Raw genomic sequence first — 23,289 nt, forward strand, 5'->3', positions numbered from 1 at the left:
CCACCCCCGGGGATGCCGGTGCCCGAGCCACCCCCCGCCGCGATCGCCATCGACCTTGCGCCCGAACCGGTTTCCACCCCCACGCCGCCGACCGACGCCCCGGTCGGCCCGCAGCAGACCGTCTCGGTGCCCGATCCGCAACCCGAGCCACCGCCCAGGATCACCGCCCCGCCATCGCCCGCGCCCAACCCGCCGCTCGTGGTGCCGAAGGAGGAAAAGCGCAAGATCATCAAAAAGAAGACCAAGCCGACGCTGTTGCAGAAGAAGCCGATCCCGGACAAGACCCCGCCGGCCGAGGCCACCACGGCCCCTCCCTCGTCGGAGGCCCCGCCGGCGCCGGATCAGGCGGCCCCCGCGCCGGGCGCCTCGTCCTCGCATGCCGCGCACGATCCGGTCACATGGCAGGGGGCGCTGCTGGCGCAGTTGGAAAAATTCAAGCGCTACCCGGCGGAAGCCCAGGCCGACCGGCAGGAAGGCACGGCTTATTTGCATTTCGCGATGGACCGCAAGGGCCATGTGCTGTCGGCCACGATCGAAACCAGCTCCGGGCACAGCCTGCTGGATCAGGAAACCCTGGCGCTGGTGCGGCGTGCCGAACCGCTGCCGGTCCCGCCCGACGAGGTGAAGGGCGACCCGATCACGCTGACCGTGCCCGTCGAATTCTACATCCACCCGAACTGATGTTTCCCCGAACTGATGTTCCCGCAGATCGTGAGAGGATCGCCCGCATGCTTGCCTTCCCCGAACATCGTCGCTCTCCCCCCGATATCCATCAGATCCGCCCCGGCATGGGTGCCGGCCGCGAACAGGTCCGCCGGCTGGAGCAATGCTGCCGCGAAGCCGGGCTGAAGATGACCGACCTGCGTCGCGTGCTGCTGCATGGCGTGCTCGAAGCCGGTCCAGGCGCCACCGCGGTCGGGATCTGGAAGACCATCGCGGCGATGATGACGGGGCACGCCCCGACCCAGGGCTCGATCCAGCGCAACCTGAACCTGCTGGTGGAGCATGACGTGCTGCGGCGCGAGGTCGGGCCGGACCGGGTCTGGCGCTACCGGGTGCCCTCCGAGCGCAGGGTTGCCCCCCTGATCACCTTTGTCGAGGCCGGAACCGGCCGGAAAATTCCATGCGACGTGACGGAAATCGCAAGCCTGCTGCACCGCATCGCCGCCGAGCGCGGGCTGGCGGTGCAGGGGGCATCGGTTACGGTGGTGCCGGTCGGACTCTCATAGGCTGTCTGGCAGGCTGCCCGGACAATCGCCCTCCGGCGATCCGGCGCGCATTGTCCATGCTGCGGTGCGCGCGGGCATCGGGGCCACACATCGACATGGTGCAAACAGACTCTGAATCTTTCGGAACCGCTCGGTCTGGCCGGAGGAAAATCCCCCCTGCCGCGCGTCATGGAAAGAGCGGCCGCCTGGGCGGGATAGGTGTCGGGCGTTGAAAGTCATTGTCTGGTTCGTCCGTCACCCGGTGGCGACCCTGCTGCTGCTGGTGTCGGCGGTCCTGTCCGGTCTGCTGGCGCTGCCGCGCCTGCCGGTGTCCGACCTGCCCGATGTCGATCTGCCGGTCATCTCGGTCACCGCGTCCCAGGCCGGCGGCTCGCCCGAGGTCATGGCCCGCACCATGGCCGCCCCGCTGGAACGGCGTCTGGGCAATATCGCCGGCGTGACGCAGATGGTTTCCACATCGTCGCGCGGACGCACGCAGATTTCGCTGGGCTTCGCATTGGGGCGAGACCTCAACGGCGCCGCGCGCGATGTCGAGGCGGCGCTGCGGGCCGCGCGTATGGACCTGCCGACCACACCGGGGTCGGACCCGCAATATCGTCGCGCCAATCCCAATGCGACGCCGGTGCTGATCCTGGCCGTCACGCCGGGCATGCAGCCGATGTCCCAGCTTCATAATCTGGTCAATACCACGCTCCGCCCGATGCTTTTACAGGTCCAGGGGGTCGGGGACGTCACGCTGGTCGGCAGTTCCGATCCGGCGGTCCGCGTGGCCATGAACCCGCTCGCCTTCTTCAAATACGGGATCGGGTTCGAGGATCTGCGCGCGGCCCTGGCCTCCGCCAACGCCCACACGCCTAAAGGGGTGATCGACCTGGGAGAGCGCCGCTACCAGCTCGCGGTGAACGACCAGGCGGAGCACGCGGCGGCCTATCGCGACCTGGTCATCGCCTACAAGAATGGCCACCCGGTCAGGCTGGCCGAAATGGCCACCGTCACCGACGGCATGCAGGATGTAAACGCCGCCGCGTTCTTCGACGGCAAGCCGGCGCTGACGCTCATGGTCCGGGCTCAGCCGGGCGCCAACCTCGTGGGCATCGTCGATGCGGTGCGGGCGCGCCTGCCGCGCCTGCGCATGCTGATGCCGCCCGGCGCCGATATCGCGGTGGCGCGCGACGGCTCGGCCGTCATCCGTTCTTCGCTGCATCATACGATGCTGACGCTGCTGCTGGCCTGCCTGCTGGCGCTGGGTGTGGTGTGGGCATTCCTGCGGTCATGGACGGCCTCCATCGCGGCCGCGATCGTCGTGCCCTGCTGCCTGGTCGCAAGCCTCGGGCCGATGAAGCTGGCGGGCTTCGGGCTGGACAATCTCTCGCTCATGGCCCTCACGGTGGTGACCGGCCTTGTGGTCGACGACGCCATCGTGGTGATCGAAAACATCATGCGCCATCGCGCGCGCGGCCTGTCGCCGGAGGATGCCGCGATCGCGGGCGCAGGCGAGGTGCTGTTCACCCTGCTGTCGATCACCGTGTCGGTGCTGGCGGTATTCCTGCCGATCGGGCTGGCCTCGGGGCTCACGGGGCGGCTGTTCCGGGAATTCGCCGGTACGGTCGGCATCGCGGTGATCGTGTCGCTGGTCCTGTCCTGCATGGCGACACCCTGCCTGACGGCGCTCTGCATGCGGCTGGCCGAGGCACGCGGCATCGGTGCGCGCGGGTTCCATCACGCGGATGCCGCCGCCCTGCTGGAACATGAAAAGCAGCGGGGTAGCCTGTATCGCCGGGCACTGGCCTTCTGCGTGGCGCATCCGGGCCGTGGCGCGCTGCTGCTCCCGCTGATGCTGGTGCTGGGTGTGGCGCTGTTCGTCCGCATGCCCAAGATCGTGTTCCCGCGTCAGGATATCGGGATCGTCTCCGGCGGCTCGCGCGCAACCGGCAGTTCCATGGCCCAGACCAAGGCCCGGCTGGAGCGGTTCAGCCGCGTCCTGCTGGCCGATCCGGGCGTTGCGCATGTCGTCGCCTATCTCGATACCGACGAAGGCAGCAGCCACGGCATGGTCTTCGCCACGCTCCGCGACCGTTCGACCGGGCGCGACCCCGCGCCGGTCATCGCCGCCCGCGCGGCGGCCCGCATGGGGCGGGACGTTCACGCCGAATACCATGCGCAGGCGCCGGGCAACCTGATGATGCGCGTAGGGTCGAACAGCAGCGGCCTCAGCTACATCCTGCGCAGCGACGACGACCGGCTTCTGGGCCCCGCCGCCCGTCGGCTGGCGCAGGCCCTGCGCCACCACTCCGAATTCACCACGGTCGATCCCGATATCGACCCGCCGGGGCAGGGGATCACGCTGGCCATCGACCGCGACACCGCCGCCCGCGTGGGCGTCACGCCGCAGGTGATCGGCCACACATTGTCCGATGCGCTGGGCCAGACCACAGCTTCGGTCGTCTATACGCCGCAGGGCCAGTATAACGTGGTGCTGACGGTCCAGGACCGCTTCCTGCGTGACCCGGCCATCCTGCACCAATTCTGGATCAGCCCCTCCGGCGGCTCGGCCTCGGGCCGTTCGGCTTCGAACACCGTCCGCGTCGCCACATCGGCCGCCGCCAGCACGGCCTTCCGCAACCGGATCGCCAACAGCCTGGCCGGCGGCGCCAATGCCTCGACCGGCTCGGCGGTGGCCACGGGGGCGGAAACCCTGGTGCCGCTCCCGGTGGTCGCCCGGATCACGCCCAGCCTCGACCCGGGGGCCGTCACCCATCTGGGCTACGCCAGTTCGGCGTCGCTGGCGCTGGAACTGGCGCCGGGCGTCAGCCAGTCGCAGGTCACGGCGATCATCGACGCCGAGCGGCTGGCGCTGCACCTGCCCGATGCGGTCGGCGGCGAATTGCAGAGCGACGAGGGCGACCTCGGCCGGAACACCCACGATACCGAGATCCTGATCGGCAGCGCGATCCTCGCCGTCTATCTCACGCTGGGCATGCTCTACGAGAACGTGCTGCATCCCCTGACCATCCTCTCCACCATCCCCTCGGCCGGGGTCGGCGCGGTCATCGCGCTGGGCCTGTTCGGCCTGCCCTTCTCGGGCATGGCGGCCATCGCCATGCTGCTGCTGACCGGGATCTCGCTCAAGAACGCCATCCTGCTGGTCGATTTCGCCATCCATGCCGAACGCGCGCAGGGCCTGACGGCACAGGAGGCGATCCAGCAGGCGTGCCTGCTGCGCCTGCGGCCGATCGTCATGACCAGTTGCGCCGCCGCCCTCGGCGCGCTGCCGCTGGTGCTGACGGGGGGTTACGGGATGGAACTGCGCCAGCCGCTGGGCATCGCGCTGATCGGCGGTCTCGTCGTCAGCCAGGCCCAGACCATGTTCACCACGCCAGCCGTCTATCTTCTGGTGGCCAGGATGGCGGCATGGGGCGCCCGCCGGCCAAGGGCGGCGGGCCGGCGCATGAGCGTGTAAGGAATCATGATTACGAAAGAATTTTTTCTCTTTCATCCCGTGCCGGCACCTGCTGGTCGCCGAAACGATGGCCGACAATCTGCGCCTCGGCGCCGCATGGCGCGGCGGTGACCATAATGCCAGAGCGATTTGACCCAGCCAGGATCACAGGAAGCGATATAATCACGATATATGTTCGTATTAATAATATCCACATGACACCATGACTAAAGTCTGATCAAACGATAGGGCGTGATGATATGTCAGCGGGCCGCAATGTCACGACCTCATGGCCGGACCGCGCCCGCTCCGTCGTCCATGACGATGACGACATCCGCTTTGTGATGCATGTTGTAAAAGAGGTTGATCACCATGGCTGAATCTTCCAGGCCCGAATCCTCCGGGCGCGTGTCCGAAACACCCGTCGAGCCGCTGATCCTCGACCGCTGGTCCCCGCGCGCCTTTGCCGCCGCTCCGATTGCCGAAGCAGACCTGCTGGCCCTCCTCGATGCCGGCCGCTGGGCGCCATCCGCCTATAATTCCCAGCCCTGGCGCTTTCTCTATGCCCGGCGGGACACACCCGATTGGGAGCGGTTCCTGTCCTGGCTGATCCCGTTCAACCATTCCTGGGCGCAGCATGCCTCGGCGCTGGTCTATGTCGCCTCGCACACGGTGACCAGCGCGGCGGGGCAGGCCGAGCCCGTGCCCGCCCCCACCCATGCCTTCGATGCCGGCGCGGCGGCGATGCTGGTGCAGCTTCAGGCCGCCCGCGCGGGCTGGGCGACGCACCCGGTCAGCGGGTTCGACAAGGAAGTCGCCCGAGCGGGCCTGGAACTGCCGGACGATTACGCGCTGAACGCGGCCATCGTCATCGGCCGCAAGGGACCGGCCGACATCCTGCCCGAAGGGCTGCGCGCGCGTGAAACGCCATCGGGCCGCCGGCCGCTGTCCGACCTGGCGTTCGAAGGGCGGTTCCCGACCCAGACCGACGCATAAGGCCGATGCATGGACCGGCCGGGGGGGCGGCGGCTCTCACGCCGCCCCCTGCCGATCATCGCGGGGCCTGCCCAACGGCTTCCAGCGGTTGAGCAGCAGGGAATTGCTGACCACCGAGACGGAACTCATGGCCATCGCCGCTCCGGCCACGATCGGGTTGAGCATGCCCAGCGCGGCCAGCGGCAACCCCAGAATATTGTAGATAAAAGCGAAAAACAGATTCTGCCGGATCTTGGACAGCGTGGCGCGCGAGAGTGAAATCGCATCCAGAACGCTGGTCAATTCGCTGTTCATTAGCACCACATCCGCCGTTTCCAGCGCAATGGCCGAACCGCCACCGATCGCGAAGCCCACATCGGCCGCCGCCAGCGCCGGCGCATCGTTGATGCCATCGCCCACCATGCCGACCACACCGCCCTGCGCGCGATATCGCTCCACGGCCTCCGCCTTGTGGCCGGGCAGCACGCCGGCCAGATAATCGTCCACGCCGACCTGCTTCGCCACCATCGCCGCCGCGCGCTGATTGTCCCCGGTCAGCATCACCACCCGAAGTCCGGCCTGCTTCAGGGCGGCCACGGTCGCAACCGAGTCCGGCCGCAGCCGGTCCGCAAGGGCGATATACCCAAGCACCCGCGCGGCAAGCGCCACGCCGATAACGGTCTTGCCCGCGCTTTCCAGCCGCCCGACCAGGGCCTCGTCCACGGCCAGCCCGGCCTCCGCCAGAAACCGGGGCGAACCCAGGCGGGCAACGGCACCGTCCAGCATGGCCGTCACCCCCAGCCCCGCAACCGCCTGAAAATCCACGACAGCCCGTTCGGCACTACGGGCGGCCTGCGCATGGTCCACGATCGCGCGCGCCAGCGGATGCTCCGAATCCCGCTCCAGCGCGTAGGCCACGTCCAGCAATTCGGTCTCACGGCTTCCCGGCGCGGGGTACAGGTCGCTGACGGTCGGCCGGCCCAGCGTCAGCGTGCCGGTCTTGTCCACGATCATGGTCGTCAGCTTTTCCGCCTGTTCCAGCGCGTCCGCATTGCGGAACAGAATGCCCGAACGCGCGCCCAGCCCCGTACCGACCATGATCGCGGTCGGCGTGGCCAGCCCGAGCGAACAGGGGCAGGCAATCACAAGCACCGAAACCGCCGAAACCAGGGCCCATATGGCGTCCCCCGTCACCCCCCAGCCGGCGAAAAACGTGACGATCGCAAGCGCCACCACGGTCGGGACGAAAATGTTCGCAACCCGGTCGGCCAGCCGCTGCACGCTGGCCTTGGACCCCTGCGCCTGTTCGACCATCCGCACGATGTGCGCCAGCGCGGTATCCGCGCCCACGCCGGTCGCCCTGGCCCGCAGCACGCCGTTGGCATTCAGGGTGCCGCCGAAGACCCGCTCATCGGGTTTCTTGAGCACGGGCATGCTCTCACCCGTCAGCATGGATTCGTCGATGTCCGACGCGCCCTCGATCACCGTCGCATCCACAGGCACGCTCTCGCCGGGACGAATGACGACAATATCTCCCACCCGGATATCGGCCACCGGCCGGTCGATCACATCGCCGCCGCGTTCGACATGCGCAACCGGCGGCTGAAGCTGAAGCAGGCGCGCGATCCCGGCGCTGGCCCGGTTCTTCGCCCTGGTCTCCATCAGTTTTCCGAGCGAGATCAGCGTGAGGATGGACGCGCTGGCCTCGAAATAGACGGGCTGATGAAGCTGGAACAGCACCACCACGGCGCTGAACCCGTAGGCGATGCCGGTGCCCAGCACCACCAGCACATCCATGTTGGCCGAGCCCCCGCGCAGCGCATTCCACGCCCGCCGATACAGATGCCACGCACAGAAAACCTGCACCGGCGTCGCAAACACCAATTGCAGCCAGCCGGGCATCATCGCCCTATGCCCGGCGAGCATCCCCGCCATCTGCACGAAGAAGGGCAGGGAAAGGACCGCCGTCAGGATAAAGAGGTTCCGCTCGGCGATCCATGTCTTCGCGCGTTCGGCCTGCGGGTCCTCACGCACGCCGTCATCCAGCCGCTTCGCGCCGAACCCGGCCTTCTCGATGCGGGCGATGAAGGTCTGGGGCTCCACGATTCCGGGTACGAACACGATATGCGCGCGTTCGGTGGCGAAATTCACGGTCGCCCGCGTCATGGGCAGCGTGTTGAGGATTTTCTCGATGCGGGCCGCGCAGGCCGCGCAACTCATGCCGGAGAGCGACAGGTCGATACTGCGTTCCGCGACATCGAACCCGGCCTTGCGCACGGCCTCGACAACGGGCTCGATCGGCGTGGCAGGGTTGTCCAGAACGACCTGCGCGCGCTCGGTGGCGAAATTCACCGTCGCCGTCACGCCATCCTGCCGGTTCAGCACTTTCTCGATACGGGCGGCGCAGGCCGCGCAGCTCATGCCGCCAACCGGAAAACTGACCGTCACGGACACTGTTTCTCTCCCCGGTACTACGCGCTGGATATTATACCCCACCCCGGTATATTCAAGGGAACGATTGCAAACGCCGGCAGGAGGCAGCACAGGCATGGCAACACAGCGTCGAAAGCCGACCGCCGCCGACACCTGCACCGAGTGCGTGGTGGAGGCGGATGACACGGGCAAGCGCGTTCGTCAGCCGCAGAAAAAGGCTCTGATCAACCGCCTGCGCCGGATCGAGGGGCAGATCGGCGGCGTGCTGAGCATGGTTGAGAACGACCGGTATTGCGTGGATATCCTCATGCAGATTTCCGCCGTCAAATCGGCGCTGGATGGCGTCGCCATCCAGCTTCTGTCCACCCATGCCAGCGGGTGCGTGCGCAAGGCGGTGAGAGAGGATGGCGGCGAGGAGGCCATCGACGAACTGCTCGGCGTCGTCAGGCGCATGCTGCGTTAGCACGCGCCCAGCGTTCTCAGCGTTCCTGGGTCGCTGGCGGCGCGGCCTGCGCCGATGCCCCCATTGTCATGCCATGGCAGGCGGCACTCCGCTGCTTCATGGCCGCTGACAGGGTCTTGCCCTGCCGTTCCTGGCTTTCAAGGCTGGAACAGAGCGCCATCTGCTGTTCCATCGACATCCCGGCCAACGGGTCCGGCGCCCGCGTCGCAGGCGCGTTTTTCATCGAATCCATGGCCATGCCGGATACCATCCGCATCGGCGCGGCATGGGCCGTAGCGGCGAAGAGCGCGGCCATCAGGGCGGAGAGAATGGAACGCATGGAAATATCCTTGTTTCTTTCATGAATATTCAGAACCAGCTTCGAATGCCGAAGGTAAAGCGAAGCGTGCCGGTCTCCCCGCCCTGGTCGCGGACGATCCGGCGGCCCTGGGTCAGATGCCCCGCATAGGTCACGGCCACATAAGGCGCGAATTTCCGCCAGATTTCGTACCGAAGGCGCAGCCCGGCATCCACATCCGACAGCCCGGCGCCCACCTGCCGCGCCGCATCGGCCTTGGTGTACAGATTGAACTCGGCCTGCGGCTGAAGGATCAGCCGATTGGTCAGCAGGAAATCGTAAGACCCTTCCACCCGGCTGGCGAAACGCCCCCGGTCGCTGACATAGGCCGTGGCCTGCACCTCGAACTGATAGAGCGCGAGCCCCTGTATGCCGAATGCGCCCCACGTCCGGGTCGGCCCGTCATCGAGGTCCGCCCGCACACCGCCCTGAAGATTGAAATAGGTCGAGATCGCGCGGCTGTAGAGAATTTCGTGGTCCCCATCGCCCAGCTTGCCGTTCTGGACCGTCCCTTCGGATTTGAGCCAGATCCGGTTGTAGTCCGTGCCGTACCAGGCTTCGCCATCCCAGCGAAAGGCGGAGCCGCCCGCCGCATACCGTCCCTCGAACTGGTCGAGAATACCGTGGAAATAGCGTTCATGGTCCATGACGGGCGGCATGTCGCCCAGATAGGCGACCGGCGTCGCGGAGGGCGCATCGGCGGCGACATAGTGCGTGCCCGAACCCTGCGCCCATGCCGGCCCCGCGAGCAGAAACGGCATAAGCGCCGTCACCAGCAGCGCGCCCTTCATGCCACGATCACCGTGCGGAACATGCCAAGATCCATATGGTAGATGAGGTGGCAGTGATAGGCCCACATGCCCGGCACATCGGCGGTCACGAGGTAGCTCAGGCGCGACCCCGGCTGGGAAATGATCGTGTGTTTGTAAGGGCGATAATCCCCCTGGCCGTTTTCCAGTTCGCTCCATAATCCGTGCAGATGGATCGGGTGCTCCATCATCGTGTCGTTGATCAGCGTAAAGCGCACCCGCTCGCCCAGTTTCAGCCGGATCGGCCCCGATTCCGAGAATTTCCGGCCGTTGAAGCCCCAGATATAGCGTTCCATGTTCCCGGTCAGATGCAGGATGATCTCCCGCGTGGGCGGGCGCGGATCGGCGCCCGGCCGGGTGGCTCTCAGTTGCTTGTAGGTCAGGACCCGCCGGCCGTTCTCCTCCAGCCCGTCTCCGGGGCTGCCCAGCCGGTCCACCGGCATCATGGCGACATTCTGGTTCTCGACATTGAGCGGCGGCGGTCCGGGGTCATCCACCTCCATCGCCGGCTTGGCCATGGGCATGTCGCCCATGCCGGGCATAGCTCCATGCGCCATATCCATGCCGCCCATACTGCCCATGTCGCTCATGCCACCGGAGCCCGCCATGCCGGACATATCCATGTCCTTCATGCTCTCGCCGGGTTTCATGTCGCCCATGCCCATGTTTCCCATGCCCATGTCGATCATCGTGCGCACGGGGCGGGGGTCCATCGGCGGGATCACGCCGGCCATGCCCGCCCGCGGCGCCAGCGTGCCGCGGGCAAAACCCGTGCGGTCCTCGCTCTGCGCGAAGATCGTGTAGGCCCGGCCCTCCGTCGGCCGGACGATCACGTCATAGGTCTCGGCCACGCCGATCCGAAACTCGTCCACGGGCACAGGGTCCACGTCGTTGCCGTCGGCCTGCACCACCAGCATCTCCAGTCCGGGAATGCGGATATCGAAGAACGTCATGGACGCGGCGTTGATGAAGCGCAGGCGAATCCGCTCGCCGGGCCGGAACAGGCCGTTCCAGTTCATGTCGGGCGCATGGCCGTTGAGCAGATAGGTGTAGATGATCCCGCTGACATCCGAGATATCGGTGGCGGCCATCCGCATCCGCGACCATGCCAGCCTGTCCTTCAGCGCGGCGATCGCGCCACCCGCCCGGCGCGCGTCAGCCGGAAAGGATGCGGCGGTACGCTGGCGGAAAGTGTAGTAATCATCCTGCATCTTCAGGTTGCTGACGATGTCCGACGGCGCCACGTCGGTCCATTCCGACAGCAGGATCACATAGTCCCGGTCACAGGGTTCCGGGTCCGGCTCGCGCGGGTCGATCACGACGGCGCCGTACAGCCCCTGCACTTCCTGCATGCCGGAATGGCTGTGATACCAGTATGTCCCGCTCTGATGGACGCGAAAGCGATAGGTAAAGGTCTCGCCGGGCCGGATGCCGGCAAAGCTCAGGCCCGGCACGCCATCCATGGCCGCGGGCAGACGGATGCCGTGCCAGTGGATGGAGGTGTCTGCGTTCTCCAATCCGTTGGTCACGTTGATCGTAACAATGTCGCCCTGCCGCCAGCGCAGGATGGGGCCGGGAACGCTGCCCCCGATACAGGGCGCGTTCAGGCTTTTGCGGTCGATTTCGATATGCGCGCGGCCGACATTCAAATTCCAGGTCGCCGAAGCGGCGGCCGGCGGCACGCCGGGCGGCGTGGCCTGCGCCTGCGACGGGCGCGGGAGGGCGGCCAGAAGACCGCCCGCCCCCACGCGCGCGACAAAACGGCGACGTGTCAGGCCGCCCGCCATGCGGGACGGTATGGACATAGCTAAGGATCCGCTAAAACAGTGTCAGAACAGGCCACCGGCAGATGGCAGGACGCAGGACGCCCGTCAGGCGTTCAGACAGCGCGGATTTTCGGTGGCCTGAAAGACGGCATCCCGTCCGTGCTGGGGGGGACGGCCAGACTGTACGCCACAAAGGGCTGCCTGCGCATTTCCGGTTGCAGCTCCGCCGGCAGAATCGTCACCGGAGGCGACAGATCGGCCGACGCGGCATGGACATGGCAGCATTTGTCACTGTGGTTCATGTCGGTGCAATGGTGCGTCACCATGGTGGCCCCGTGATGGTGCATCACCGGGGGCGCGTCCGCATGGGCAGGAACGAAGCCGACCAGCAGCCACACCTGCATCAGCAGGCAGACCAGAAGACCTGTCGAAATCCGGGCATGTGTCCTGACCATCCAGGGCTCCTGTGCTCCGACGCGAAAACGCGGCTTCACCGGCCCGTATACCCTCTGGGGGCATACGGGGAAAGTCTTTTCCGGGGTCGGTTCCGGTCAGGCGTCCTTGCCGAACAGGGCCGTCAGGCTGGCCGAGCCGAGGGAATGGCTGTGCAGGAAGAAGCCGACCATGGCGCCCGAGGCATCGCTGGGCACGCTCAGCGTCTCGGTATCCAGCGCGTGGACGGTAAAGATGTAGCGGTGCGCCGGGCCGGGCGGGGGGGCCGCGCCGCCATAGACGTTGCCGCCGAAATCCGTGCGGGTCATGAACGCGCCTTCGGGCAAATCCGCATCGCCCGATCCGGCACCGGCGGCCAGGGCGGTGACGGTCGCCGGAATGTTCACGGCCACCCAATGCCACCAGCCCGAGCCGGTGGGCGCATCGGGGTCGTACATCGTAATGGCGAAGCTGCGCGTGCCCTCGGGCGCGCCGCTCCAGGCCAGCGGCGGCGAGATATTGCCGCCGCGATAGCCCATGCCGTCAAAGACCTGGGCGTCCGGCAGGCGCTCACCGTCCTTGAAGGCCCGGCTGGTCAGGGTGAATGTCATGTGGGTCTGTCCTTCGCTTACCAGTTCTTGCTGACCAGCCAGAACTCTTCCGACGTCAGGGTCACGACGGCACCGCCGGCCGGGGATTCCGAGGCCGCTTCGGCCAGGGCGGCAATACGCTGGACCATCAGCGTCTTGCGCACATGGGCTTCGGACGTTTCATCGCTGCTTTCCAGAACGGTCAGCGCCGATTTGCAGGCACGGGCGACGCGGGCGGCGTCAAGCGCGGCATAGGACATGGGTCAGGCTCCGGTTTGCATTGCAGGGACGCCATTCTGACCGCCGCCGCCGCCGCTGTCCAACCGTCGCATCATGCTGGCCACGCGGCGCCGGATTCCGTAAACGGGGCATCCGATGAGTGATCAAGTCTCCGATTTCGATTTCGACCTGCCCCACACGCTGGTCGCCGAGCACCCGGCGCGCCCGCGCGATGCCGCACGCCTGCTGGATGTCATGCCGACCGGCCCGTTCCACGACCGGGTGGTGCGCGACCTGCCGTCGCTGCTGCGGCCGGGCGACCTGCTGGTGGCCAACGACACGGCCGTCATTCCCGCCCAACTCGACGCCCGACGCGGCGAGGCGAAAATCGGCATCACGCTGGACCGGATCCTGCCCGACGGCACATGGCACGCGCTGGCCCGCAATGCCCGCCGCCTGCGCGCCGGCGACGTGCTGACGTTTCCGGGTACGTCCAACACGGCAGCCATCGTGTCGCGTGACGACGAAGGCGGGGTGATCCTGCGCTTCGATACCGAGGGGGCGGCGTTCGACGCCTTTCTTCAGAAGGCGGGCGTACTCGCACTCCCCCCCTACATCGACCGCCCCCAGGGACCCACCGAACAGGACCGGCAGGACTACGCCACCATCTTCGCCGCCCATCGCGGCGCCGTAGCCGCACCCACCGCGGGCCTCCATTTCACCCCCCAGCTTCTGGCGGCGCTGGACGCGGCGGAGGTGGAGCGCTGCACGCTGACCCTGCATGTCGGGGCCGGCACTTTCCTGCCGGTGCGCGGCGACAGCATCGCCGGCCACCGCATGCATGCCGAACGCGGCGTGATCACCGAGGAGACGGCCGAGCGGCTCAACCGCACCCGCCGCGCGGGCGGCCGGATCGTGGCGGTCGGCACCACGTCGCTGCGCCTGCTGGAAAGTGCGGCCGACCCCGACGGCACGATCCGGCCCTTCGACGACGACACCGCGATCTTCATTCGCCCCGGCTACCGTTTCCGGGCGGTGGACCTGCTGATGACCAATTTCCACCTGCCGCGCTCGACCCTGTTCATGCTGGTCTGCGCCTTTGCCGGATATGACAGGATGCGCGACGCTTATGCCCATGCCATCGGCACGGGGTACCGCTTCTACTCCTACGGCGACGCATGCCTGCTGCATCGCGCGCCGACACCGGGAGAAACAGGAGCATGAGCACGTCATTCCGCTGGGTCGAGCAGGCCCGTTCCGGCCGCGCGCGGGCAGGGCACCTGCACACCGCCCATGGCGTGGTGCCGACCCCGACCTTCATGCCCGTGGGCACCGTCGGCACCGTCAAGGCGATGACGATGGATGCGGTGCGCTCGACCGGCGCCGGCATCGTGCTGGGCAACACCTATCACCTGATGCTGCGGCCGGGGGCTGAACGGGTGCGCGCCCTGGGGGGCCTGCATCGTTTCATGGACTGGCCGGGGCCGATCCTGACCGATTCCGGCGGCTTCCAGGTCATGTCGCTAGGCCCGTTGCGCAAGCTGGACCAGGACGGGGTAACGTTCAGCTCGCACATCGATGGCTCCAAGCACCGGCTGACGCCGGAGCGTTCGACCGACATCCAGCACGCGCTGGATGCCACCATCACCATGTGTTTCGACGAATGCCCGGCCCTGCCGGCCGCGCCCGAAGTGATCGCGCAGTCCATGCGGATGTCGATGCGCTGGGCCGCCCGCTGCCGCGAAGCCTTCGTGCAGCGCCCCGGCTACGCCCAGTACGGCATCATCCAGGGCGGCACCGAAGCCGAACTGCGGGCGGAGAGCGTGCGCGCCCTGACCGGCATCGGTTTCGAGGGGTACGCCATCGGCGGCCTGGCGGTGGGCGAAGGGCAGGAACTGATGTTCTCGACCCTGGACGCCACCACGCCGCTGATCCCGTGGGACAGCCCGCGCTACCTGATGGGCGTGGGCACGCCTGACGACCTGCTGGGCAGCGTCGAGCGCGGCGTGGACATGTTCGACTGCGTCATGCCAACCCGCGCGGGGCGCACGGCGCGGGCTTATACCGAGCGTGGCACGCTGAACCTGCGCAACGCGCGGCACGCGGTGGATTCGCGCCCGATCTCGCCGCATTGCGACTGCCTGGCCTGCACGCGCCATAGCCGTGCCTATCTGCATCACCTGTTCCGCGCGAACGAGATCCTGGGGCCGATGCTGCTGACCTGGCATAATCTGTCCTATTACCAGCGGCTTATGCGCGGCATCCGGGCAGCGATCATCGAGGGCACGCTGGAGGCGCACGCGGCATGGCTGCGCGCGCAATGGGCGATGGCGGATTGGTCCCCGGACGAGATGCCACCGCCCGATATTCCGCCGGTTCCGTGATGGAAAGCGGCCTGCCGCCCGGCCGGGCCGTCGCGTTGCGCGATGCCATTCGCGACAAGGCGCTGGCGCTGGGCTTCGACGCGGTGGGCTTCTGCGCGGCTGCGCTGGGGGACGATGCCCGGCAACATCTGGCCGATTTTCTGGCGGCCGGCCATCATGGCGCGATGGGCTGGCTGGCCGATCGGGTGGAGCAGCGCGGTGATCCGCGTGCCCTGTGGCCCGAGGCCAGGAGCGTGATCGCGCTGGGCCTGTCCTACGCCCCCGCGGGCGACGCGCTGGCAACGACACGTCTGGCGGACCGGGGGAATATCTCGATCTATGCCCGCCATCGCGATTATCACGATGTGGTCAAGGGCATGCTCAAGCATCTGGCCCAGTTCGTGGTGGCCCAGGGCGCGCGCGCGGGCGTCACGCCCGAGGTCAAGGTCTTCGTCGATACGGCGCCGGTGATGGAAAAACCCCTGGCCGAGCAGGCGGGGCTCGGCTGGCAGGGCAAGCATACCAATCTGGTCTCGCGCCGACATGGAAGCTGGCTGTTCCTCGGCGAGATCTACACCAGCCTGGACCTGCCGGCGTCCGACGAATCCGGCGGGCGGTGCGGGTCGTGCCGCCGCTGCCTGGATGCCTGCCCGACCGATGCCTTTCCCGCGCCGTACCAGTTGGATGCGCGACGCTGCATCTCCTATCTGACGATCGAGAATCCCGGACCGATTCCGGAGCCATTCCGTGAGGCAATGGGCAATCGGATCTATGGCTGCGACGATTGTCTGGCCGTCTGTCCGTGGAATCGTTTTGCCACGGAGTCGCGTCATATGAAGTTGCGCGCACGCGAGGATCTGACGACGCCGCGCCTGGCGGACCTGGCGCGGCTGGACGACGCGGGATTCCGAGCCCTGTTCTCGGGCTCTCCCGTCAAGCGGATCGGCCGTGACCGGTTCGTGCGCAATGTGCTGGTGGCTGTCGGCAATTCGGGGCAGGCGGCCCTGATGCCGGTGGCGCAGGATTTGTGTGAGGACGCGAACGCGGTGGTGGCCGAGACCGCGCGCTGGGCGGTCGGGCGGTTGCCCCGATGAGCGGCGGTCTGGTCAAGCGCAGTCTGATCCTGTCCGGACATCGGACCAGCGTGGCGCTGGAACCCGAATTCTGGGCAGCGTTGGAGGACATGGCACGCGCGCGCGCCATGGGTCTGCCCGCGCTGATTGCCGCGATCGATGCCGCACGCGATCCGGCGCGGCCACTGGCGTCCGCCCTGCGGGTCGCAGCGTTGCACGCCCAGCAGGCACGCGCTGATTTGGGGGCGGAGCCGACCGCGTGCTAGACCGGAATCGGTCCGGACATCTGGGCGGGAAAAATGGCGATCTGGGGTAAATTATTCGGTGGTGTGGCGGGGTTCGCGGTCGGCGGCCCCATGGGCGCCGTGGTGGGCGCGGCCCTTGGCCACGCGGCCGATAACGGGTCGATTCTGGAAACGCCCGTCGGCGGCTGGACCGACCGCTGGGCCCCACGGGTGAATGCCGACCCCAATGGGGCGGCGACCTTCGTCGCGGCCAAGCTGGCCTCGGTCATGGGCAAGCGTGACCAGCTTTACGGGCTGGTGATGGTGGTGCTGTGCGCCAAGGTCGCCAAATGCGACGGGCCGGTGAACCGGGCCGAAATCGACGCCTTCAAGCGCCGGTTCCAGATTCCCGCCGAGAATGCGAGCGACGTGGGCCGCCTGTTCGACCAGGCACGGCAGCGGGTCGACGATTTCGAAGCCTTCGCCACCGAATTGGGCCGCGCTTTCCATGACAAGCCTGAAATGCTGGAAGAGGCGCTGGCCGTTCTGTTCGTCATCGCACGCGCCGATCTGGGCCATGGCGAGACACTGCATCCGGCAGAAATCCGCTTCCTGCGGCGCGTGCATCAGGCCTTCGGCCTGAGTGCTGGCGCATGGGACCGCGCGGAGTCCGGCGGCGCGCGGCCCGATGTCAGCGAGATCGACGCCTATGCCGTGCTCGGCGTGGCGCGCAATGCGACGGACGGCGAAGTGCGCGCGGCCTGGCGTGTCCTGGTGCGAGAACATCACCCCGACGCCATGACGGCCCGTGGTGCCGATGAGGCGGCGGTTGAAGCGGCGGCCGGGCGGATCGCCCGGATCAACGCCGCCTGGGACCGCGTCAAGCGCGACAGGAAGCTTTGAGGTTCGTGCCGCTGGCGATCCCGCTCGTTATTTCACCCGCCTGACGGTAGCCGCCACCGTATGGGCCAGGGCACGATAGGCCAGGCCGGCGGGGCTGTCGGGCGTCGAGATCACGATGGGGGCACCGGCGTCCGCGCTGGCGCGGATATCGGCCAGCAGCGGGATTTCACCCAGGAAGGGCACGCCCAGCGCCTCGGCTTCGGCCCTGGCACCTCCGTGGCCGAACAGGTCGGTGCGGTGGCCGCAGTTCGGGCAGCAGAAATAGGACATGTTCTCGACCATCCCCAATACGGGGACATTCATCTTCTCGAACATCGCGATCCCGCGCCGTGCATCCAGCAGCGCGATGTCCTGCGGGGTGGAGACGATCACCGCGCCGGCCAGTGAGACCTTCTGGGCCAGGGTCAATTGGGCGTCGCCGGTACCAGGGGGCATGTCCACCACCAGCACGTCCAGCGCGCCCCATTCCACGTCACCCAGAAGCTGACCCAGCGCACCCATCACCATCGGGCCACGCCAGATCATGGCCTGGCGTTCGTCCACCAGCAGGCCGATGGACATGGCGCGGATGCCCCACGCCTCCAGCGGCGCCATGCGACCGTCGCGGACCTGGGGCGGCTGGTGCAGGCCCATCATGCGCGGCAGGGAAGGGCCATGGATGTCGGCATCAAGCAGGCCGACGCGCAGGCCCTCCATCCCCAGCCCGACGGCCAGGTTTACGGCGGTCGTCGATTTGCCGACCCCGCCCTTGCCCGAGGCGACGGCGATCACGGTGCGCACGTCCGGCAGGATCGGTCCCTGCGCGGCCCGGCCGCCGGGGGTGCCGAGATTCAGCGGCCGGTGGCCACCGGCCGGCGCCGGGGCGGGAGCGGCTGCCGGGCGATGGGCGGTCAGGATGACGCTGGCGGCGACCACGCCGGGCAGTGCCAGCAATGCCTGTTCGGCCGCCGGCAGCAGGGACTGGATGCGTCCGGCCGCCGCCCGGTCGGTGGCCAGGGCGACATGCAATGTGCCGTCGCGCAGCATCGTCGTGTCCAGGGCCGCATGGTCCAGGATCGTGGATCCGTCCGCGTCGCGGACCTGGCGCAGGATGTCGGCGATCCGCGCCGGCGTGGGTTCCGTCATGGTCTATCCTTCCGTGGCGGCCGCGCGGAGCGTGGTCGCGTCGTTGCCCGGACATAGGCGAAAACCGTCTGCGCGCAAATCGGAATGGTCGTGCCCGCGTCTTCGGGGCATATGTAAGAAATCGCAACGGGACTGGAGTGGCGAGCGGTTCTGCGCCATTTGTCGAAGATGCCGCATGTTCGCGGCGGGCAGGAGAGCCGGCTGATATGACTGCATCTGCGCCTGGTCCGCAGGTCTCGTCCGGATCAGGACAAGGGGCCACGGTGCCGCCAAGGCCAACGGGCAGCCGGCGTGATCACCGGATCGACGCGCTGCGCGGGGTCGCGCTGTTGATGATGTTCGTCGATCATATTCCGCAGAACGTGCTGAATCGCTTTACGTTGCGCAATGTCGGCTTTGCCGACGCCGCAGAGATCTTCGTGCTGCTGGCGGGCTATGCTTCCTGGTTGGCCTATGGCCGGAATTTCGAGCGCGTCGGGTTACGGGCCGGTGTGGGCCGGGTGTGGCGGCGCTGCGTGCGATTGTACGTCTTCCAGGCCGTCATGGTGGTAGTGACCACGGCCACCATCCGATACTGGCGCGCATTCTGGCCGGTGCCGGTCGATTTCCTGGAGCCCGAACTGGCCCACGGGCTGAGCTCCTTATGGCGGGTCCTGTTTCTCGACGCGCTGCCCAGCAATCTGAATATCCTGCCGCTTTATATGGTTCTGCTCGGGGTTTTCCCGCTGATCTATCTGATGATGCGGGTCAGTCTGTGGCTAACGCTGGCGCTGAGTGCCAGCCTGTGGCTGCTCATTAACCTCGACCCCTCGATCAATTTCCCCAACTGGCTGGACCCGGATGGCTGGTATTTCGATCCGCTGGCCTGGCAGTTCCTGTTCACGCTGGGGGCCTGCGCCGCCGTGGTGGCCGGGCGGCATGACGGCAGCCTGCCGCGCCGGGGTTGGCTGCGCTGGGTCTGTGGCCTCTATCTGGCCGTCTCCGCGCTCGAGGCCTTTCCCTGGCAGCAATGGGGGCTGCCCGATCTGCGGCCCTTCGCCATCACCGCGCCGGACAAGAGCGTACTCGCCCCGCTGCGGCTGCTGGACGTGCTGGCAATCTTCTATCTGGTTCAGTCCTCGCATGGCGTGCGTGGTGCTGCGGAGGGACGGATAGGGCGGGTGATGGCGCTCTTCGGGCGCCATTCGCTGGAAGTCTTCTCGGCGGGGACGGTGATCGACCTGTATGCGCGGCTGATCTTTACCTCCTTCGGTTCGGGCTGGATGTTGCAGATCGCGGTGAATGTGATTGGATTCACGATCCTGTGGGAACTCGCGACGGTTCTCGATCGGGCGCGCATCAGGCAGAAACAGCGTCAGGCGGCGCCTCCTGCGGCAGCGGAGGGACGCGGCAACCCGGCTCCTGCGGGGAGCGTAATGGAAAGAGCCCGTTGATGAATGATGCGACCGAAGGTCCGCCCTCTCCGATCCTGCCGCGCCTGACCGACCGGCTGCGACGCGGCCGGCCGGTGCGCGTGACCCTGTTCGGGTCCTCGACCACCGAGGGGATCGGTGCCAGCAGTCCGGAACATGGCTTCGCCGCCGTCTTCGAACGCACCCTGGCGCCCTTCGTGACGGGCGGGTTGACGGTGATCAATCGCGGGATCGGCGGCAACGGCGCGCAGGAAATGCACGACCGCCTGCCCGGCGTGCTGGCCGACGACGCGGACCTCGTGATGTGGCAGACCGGCAGCAACGATGCCTGGCAGGGCGTGAAGCTGGAAACCTACGAGGATCTGACACGCCGGGATCTGCTGGCCACCCGCGCCACGGGGGCCGACCTGGCGCTGATCGACCCGCAATATTGCCGTATGCTCGAGGAATGCGCGGCCTTCCCGCCTTTTGTCCCGGCGGTGCATCGCATCGGCTCGGACCTGGGGATTCCGGTCTTCGGCCGTTATGCCCGCATGAAATCCTGGTGTGCCGAGCTGGGCATGGACCGTGACGAATTGTCACCCGACGGGCTGCATATGGGCGACCGGGGCTACCTGCTGCTGGGCGAGGCTGTCGCGCGCTGGCTGGTGGAACTGACGGGGGCTCCGGCGGGCGCATTTCTCCCCAACCATTGATCGTCCCGCGCGAGGCGCGGGTCAGCCCTTCCGATTCGGGCGCGATCATGCTCTAGGATAGTCTGGTCACGACGACCTGACTGCTGGAAGCGCTGTACCCGATGTCTTTGCCTGTTCCGGTTTTCCCTCGCCCGTTCGCCGCCGTCGGGCTGGCGGTTTCCCTGTCCCTGACCGCGGCAAGCGCCGCCTGGGCCGAGCCTGCCATGGTGCCGCCCCCGCCGGCACCGCCGCAGGCCGATGCCGCGCCGTCGATCCGCCTGCCTGGGCCGGGCCGGGGGACCCCCGACAGTTTTGCCGATCTGGCGGCACGGTTGCTGCCGGCAGTGGTCAACGTCTCGACCACCGAGACGGTCAAGCCTGGGGATGACGATGGGGAGTCGGATGGTGACGGCGAGGATGCGCCGCAGATCCCGAATTTCCCCGAAGGGTCGCCCTTCGAGAAATTTTTCCACGATTTCATGAGCCACCAGAACGGTCCGGAGGCTGCGCCGCGCAAGATGCAGGCCCTGGGGTCGGGCTTCATCATCGATGCGTCTGGGATCGTGGTCACCAACAATCATGTTATCCGCCACGCGGACCAGATCACGGTGACGCTCCAGGACAATACCGTTCTCAAGGCCAAGCTGATTGGGCACGATGACAGGACCGATCTTGCGGTGCTGAAGGTGGAGACCTCCCACCCGCTACCCGCCGTGGTCTTTGGTGACAGCGACCATGCGCGGGTTGGGGACTGGGTGCTGGCGATCGGCAACCCGTTCGGTTTGTCCGGTACGGTGACGGCGGGCATCATCTCCTCGCGCGGCCGCAATATCGAGCAGGGGCCATACGACGATTTCATCCAGACCGATGCGCCGATCAACAAAGGGAATTCGGGCGGTCCGCTGTTTGACATGCAGGGGCAGGTGATCGGGATCAATACCGCAATCTATTCGCCGTCCGGCGGGTCGATTGGTATCGGGTTTTCGATCCCCTCGGCCGAGGCGCGGGGAATCATCGATCAGTTGCGCCGCACCGGCAAGGTCTCGCGCGGTTGGATCGGCGTGCGAATTCAGGACGTGACGCAGGACATCGCCGACGGGCTGGGGCTGAAGGCCGCTCATGGCGCGCTGATCGCCGGTGTCGAAGCCAAGGGACCGGCCGCCGCGGCGAAATTGCAGGTCGGTGATGTGATCCAGACCCTGAACGGCAAGGAGATCGACGGCCGCGCCCTGCCGCGCCTGATGGCCGACACGGCGCCCGGACAGGTGGTGAAGCTGGGGGTCTGGCGGCATGGCCAGGCAGTGACGGCCTCGGTCACGGTCGGCGCGCTGCCCGAGGACCCCAAGGAGGCGCCGGCCCCCAAGCCCGATGCCAAGGCGCAGGGCAGCGTCCAGCTTCAGGGCCTGGGCCTGACCGTGGGGGCGATCGACGACGTGGCCCGGCAGAAATTCAACCTGGCCGAAGGGCAGAAGGGCGTGGTCGTGACCAGTGTGGCGCAGGATGGAGCGGCGGCGGATCGCGGCCTGCGGGCCGGCGACGTGATCACCCAGGTTCAGCAGGCCGAAGTCGCGACCCCTGCCGATCTGCGGCGGTCGGTCGATGCGGCGCGGGCCAAGCATCGGCGGTCGATTCTGTTCCTGGTTCAGAATGCCGACGGCCTGCGCTGGGTACCCCTGCCGTTGGCGGATGACGCGAAATAACGTTCGTAGCCCATCATGGACCGTGATGCTCTGAATGTTGCGGACGGTCCGGTTGCGCCGCCGCCTGCGCGCTGGACGGCGATCCGCCGGGTGCTGGAACCCAGGGGTGCGGAAATCCGCCAGGCGGCGCGCCTGCTGGTGTCGGTTCTGCTGTCAGACCTTCTGGCGCGGGTGGTGCATCTGCATGAACCCGTCTGGTCGGTGATTACCTCGGTCATCGTCACGCAAAGCCGGATTACCCAGACCCTGACCACCGGGCGGGACCAGATCGTGGGCACGCTGGTCGGGGCCGGGGCGGGGCTGCTGGCTATCCTGATGGTCCAGACGGGGATACTGCCGGACTGGGTTGCGTTCTGGCTGGCGCTGACGCCGCTGGCGCTGCTGGCGGCGGCGCGACCGAACCTGCGCTTCGCCGCCGTGACGCTGATGATCGTGTTGCTGTTTCCGATCAGCGGTGACCCGTTCCTCCGACCGCTGGACAGGATCGCCTCGATCCTGATCGGTGTCGTGACCTCGCTCGTGGTGACGATGTTCGTGCTGCACGATGCCGCGCGAGGAGACGTGCTGACTGCGTCCGGCCGGTTGATCGCCGATATCGCGGATCTGCTGGACCGCGCGCTGCGTGGCGAACTGGATCACGATACGATCGAGACGATCGACGAGGCATGCCGCACCCATTTGCAGGAAATCTACGGCGCGGTAGCCGAGGCCAGGGTGGAGGGGATGCGCATCCTGCGCCGCAAGGCCGATCCGCTGCTGGATGTTCTGCCCGGCCTGCTGCGGCGCCTGCGCGGCAGTGCGGTCTTCGCCGCTCGTGCGGCGACCGAGGCGGGGGAGTTGCCGAGCGTGGATGCGGCCCTGGATGCCGAACGGCGGGCGCTGGCGCGCGTGCTGTCGCAGCTTTCGCGCCGTTGCGCGCGCGCTGCGCGTGGCCGCCGACGGATTTCGCGCGAGGACGCGGCGACCGTATTGGCAGTGCTGCACCCGCCGGGTCCCTCCTGGAGCGCGCCCATGCAGTTCACTCTGGGGATGCTGCATGAAGATCTGGAACGCGCGGTGGAGGCGGTCTGGTCTGATGGCGCGGCGCATCCATATGCAGAGACGAAGAAAAGCGGAGGGTAGA

General features: G+C 67.3%; 22 protein-coding genes. 14 read left to right on the plus strand and 8 right to left on the minus strand.

The genetic code is table 11. The features are described from left to right. The 4 genes from ABF821_RS08685 to ABF821_RS08700 all read left to right on the plus strand — a co-directional run. Nucleotides 1-681, plus strand: a 681-nt coding sequence (locus ABF821_RS08685) for an energy transducer TonB family protein (RefSeq protein ID WP_415529718.1), incomplete at its 5' end; no start/stop codon positions are given. A gap of 47 nt (nucleotides 682-728) precedes the next feature. Further along, the gene (locus ABF821_RS08690) at nucleotides 729-1,229 is read left to right on the plus strand and encodes a Fur family transcriptional regulator (protein ID WP_182974009.1); all 501 of its coding nucleotides are present in this window, start codon (nucleotides 729-731) and stop codon (nucleotides 1,227-1,229) included. Nucleotides 1,230-1,437: 208 nt separating this feature from the next. Beyond that, entirely contained in the window at nucleotides 1,438-4,689 is a 3,252-nt protein-coding gene (locus ABF821_RS08695; protein ID WP_415529719.1) for an efflux RND transporter permease subunit, read from the plus strand. Nucleotides 4,690-5,040: 351 nt separating this feature from the next. After that, nucleotides 5,041-5,664, plus strand: coding sequence for a nitroreductase family protein (locus tag ABF821_RS08700; RefSeq protein WP_415529720.1), 624 nt, complete (start codon nucleotides 5,041-5,043; stop codon nucleotides 5,662-5,664). Between the two features lie 36 nt (nucleotides 5,665-5,700). On the opposite strand, the gene ABF821_RS08705 is transcribed toward ABF821_RS08700, so the two are convergent. Further along, nucleotides 5,701-8,097, minus strand: a complete 2,397-nt coding sequence (locus tag ABF821_RS08705) for a heavy metal translocating P-type ATPase (RefSeq protein ID WP_415529721.1) — start codon at nucleotides 8,095-8,097, stop codon at nucleotides 5,701-5,703. A 94-nt stretch (nucleotides 8,098-8,191) separates the two neighbouring features. On the opposite strand from ABF821_RS08705, the gene ABF821_RS08710 reads away from it, so the two are divergent. Beyond that, nucleotides 8,192-8,539: a metal-sensitive transcriptional regulator gene (locus ABF821_RS08710; protein WP_415529722.1), complete on the plus strand. Its 348-nt coding sequence runs from the start codon at nucleotides 8,192-8,194 to the stop codon at nucleotides 8,537-8,539. A 16-nt stretch (nucleotides 8,540-8,555) separates the two neighbouring features. Here ABF821_RS08710 and ABF821_RS08715 read toward each other — a convergent pair whose 3' ends face one another. From ABF821_RS08715 to ABF821_RS08740, 6 genes are all read right to left on the minus strand, one after another. Next, nucleotides 8,556-8,858 carry a hypothetical protein gene (locus tag ABF821_RS08715; protein WP_415529723.1) on the minus strand — a complete coding sequence of 101 codons (303 nt, stop codon included), beginning with the start codon at nucleotides 8,856-8,858 and terminating at the stop codon, nucleotides 8,556-8,558. A gap of 29 nt (nucleotides 8,859-8,887) precedes the next feature. Then, a complete protein-coding gene (locus ABF821_RS08720) occupies nucleotides 8,888-9,667 on the minus strand; it encodes a copper resistance protein B (RefSeq protein WP_415529724.1) in 780 nt (259 codons plus the stop codon). Beyond that, nucleotides 9,664-11,490 (minus strand): copper resistance system multicopper oxidase, encoded by a 1,827-nt coding sequence (locus tag ABF821_RS08725; protein ID WP_415529725.1) that lies wholly within the window; start codon nucleotides 11,488-11,490, stop codon nucleotides 9,664-9,666. Before ABF821_RS08725 ends, ABF821_RS08720 begins: the two co-directional genes overlap by 4 nt. Before the next feature lie 74 nt (nucleotides 11,491-11,564). After that, a complete protein-coding gene (locus ABF821_RS08730) occupies nucleotides 11,565-11,906 on the minus strand; it encodes a hypothetical protein (RefSeq protein WP_182974002.1) in 342 nt (113 codons plus the stop codon). Between the two features lie 96 nt (nucleotides 11,907-12,002). Further along, entirely contained in the window at nucleotides 12,003-12,494 is a 492-nt protein-coding gene (locus ABF821_RS08735) for a kinase inhibitor (protein WP_415529726.1), read from the minus strand. A 17-nt stretch (nucleotides 12,495-12,511) separates the two neighbouring features. Next, nucleotides 12,512-12,733: a hypothetical protein gene (locus ABF821_RS08740; RefSeq protein ID WP_114728820.1), complete on the minus strand. Its 222-nt coding sequence runs from the start codon at nucleotides 12,731-12,733 to the stop codon at nucleotides 12,512-12,514. A 115-nt stretch (nucleotides 12,734-12,848) separates the two neighbouring features. Between ABF821_RS08740 and queA the strand changes: the two genes are divergently transcribed. The 5 genes from queA to ABF821_RS08765 are packed head-to-tail and all read left to right on the plus strand — an operon-like array spanning nucleotide 12,849 to nucleotide 17,255. After that, on the plus strand, nucleotides 12,849-13,916 hold the full coding sequence (queA, locus tag ABF821_RS08745; protein WP_415529727.1) for a tRNA preQ1(34) S-adenosylmethionine ribosyltransferase-isomerase QueA: 1,068 nt from the start codon (nucleotides 12,849-12,851) through the stop codon (nucleotides 13,914-13,916). Next, nucleotides 13,913-15,076 (plus strand): tRNA guanosine(34) transglycosylase Tgt, encoded by a 1,164-nt coding sequence (gene tgt, locus ABF821_RS08750; protein ID WP_415529728.1) that lies wholly within the window; start codon nucleotides 13,913-13,915, stop codon nucleotides 15,074-15,076. Before queA ends, tgt begins: the two co-directional genes overlap by 4 nt. Further along, a complete protein-coding gene (queG, locus tag ABF821_RS08755) occupies nucleotides 15,076-16,149 on the plus strand; it encodes a tRNA epoxyqueuosine(34) reductase QueG (RefSeq protein ID WP_415529743.1) in 1,074 nt (357 codons plus the stop codon). Before tgt ends, queG begins: the two co-directional genes overlap by 1 nt. Further along, nucleotides 16,146-16,394 carry a ribbon-helix-helix domain-containing protein gene (locus ABF821_RS08760; protein ID WP_415529729.1) on the plus strand — a complete coding sequence of 83 codons (249 nt, stop codon included), beginning with the start codon at nucleotides 16,146-16,148 and terminating at the stop codon, nucleotides 16,392-16,394. The genes queG and ABF821_RS08760 overlap by 4 nt, the downstream gene beginning before the upstream one ends. A gap of 33 nt (nucleotides 16,395-16,427) precedes the next feature. Then, complete coding sequence (locus ABF821_RS08765) at nucleotides 16,428-17,255, plus strand: TerB family tellurite resistance protein (RefSeq protein ID WP_182973997.1); 828 nt, start codon at nucleotides 16,428-16,430, stop codon at nucleotides 17,253-17,255. 27 nt (nucleotides 17,256-17,282) lie between these two features. Here ABF821_RS08765 and ABF821_RS08770 read toward each other — a convergent pair whose 3' ends face one another. Further along, on the minus strand, nucleotides 17,283-18,380 hold the full coding sequence (locus tag ABF821_RS08770) for an Mrp/NBP35 family ATP-binding protein (protein ID WP_415529730.1): 1,098 nt from the start codon (nucleotides 18,378-18,380) through the stop codon (nucleotides 17,283-17,285). Between the two features lie 206 nt (nucleotides 18,381-18,586). Here ABF821_RS08770 and ABF821_RS08775 point away from each other — a divergent pair, with 206 nt between their 5' ends. The 4 genes from ABF821_RS08775 (at nucleotide 18,587) to ABF821_RS08790 (ending at nucleotide 23,288) form a co-directional block, all read left to right on the plus strand. Further along, the gene (locus ABF821_RS08775; protein ID WP_415529731.1) at nucleotides 18,587-19,813 is read left to right on the plus strand and encodes an OpgC family protein; all 1,227 of its coding nucleotides are present in this window, start codon (nucleotides 18,587-18,589) and stop codon (nucleotides 19,811-19,813) included. Continuing rightward, nucleotides 19,813-20,487, plus strand: a complete 675-nt coding sequence (locus ABF821_RS08780) for an SGNH/GDSL hydrolase family protein (protein ID WP_415529732.1) — start codon at nucleotides 19,813-19,815, stop codon at nucleotides 20,485-20,487. Before ABF821_RS08775 ends, ABF821_RS08780 begins: the two co-directional genes overlap by 1 nt. A gap of 101 nt (nucleotides 20,488-20,588) precedes the next feature. Next, nucleotides 20,589-22,166: a DegQ family serine endoprotease gene (locus tag ABF821_RS08785; protein WP_415529733.1), complete on the plus strand. Its 1,578-nt coding sequence runs from the start codon at nucleotides 20,589-20,591 to the stop codon at nucleotides 22,164-22,166. A 15-nt stretch (nucleotides 22,167-22,181) separates the two neighbouring features. Then, on the plus strand, nucleotides 22,182-23,288 hold the full coding sequence (locus tag ABF821_RS08790) for an FUSC family protein (RefSeq protein ID WP_415529734.1): 1,107 nt from the start codon (nucleotides 22,182-22,184) through the stop codon (nucleotides 23,286-23,288). The last annotated feature ends 1 nt before the right edge of the window (nucleotide 23,289 follow it).

The sequence above is a fragment of the Gluconacetobacter sp. genome, from assembly GCF_047721585.1.
Taxonomy (GTDB): domain Bacteria; phylum Pseudomonadota; class Alphaproteobacteria; order Acetobacterales; family Acetobacteraceae; genus Gluconacetobacter; species Gluconacetobacter dulcium.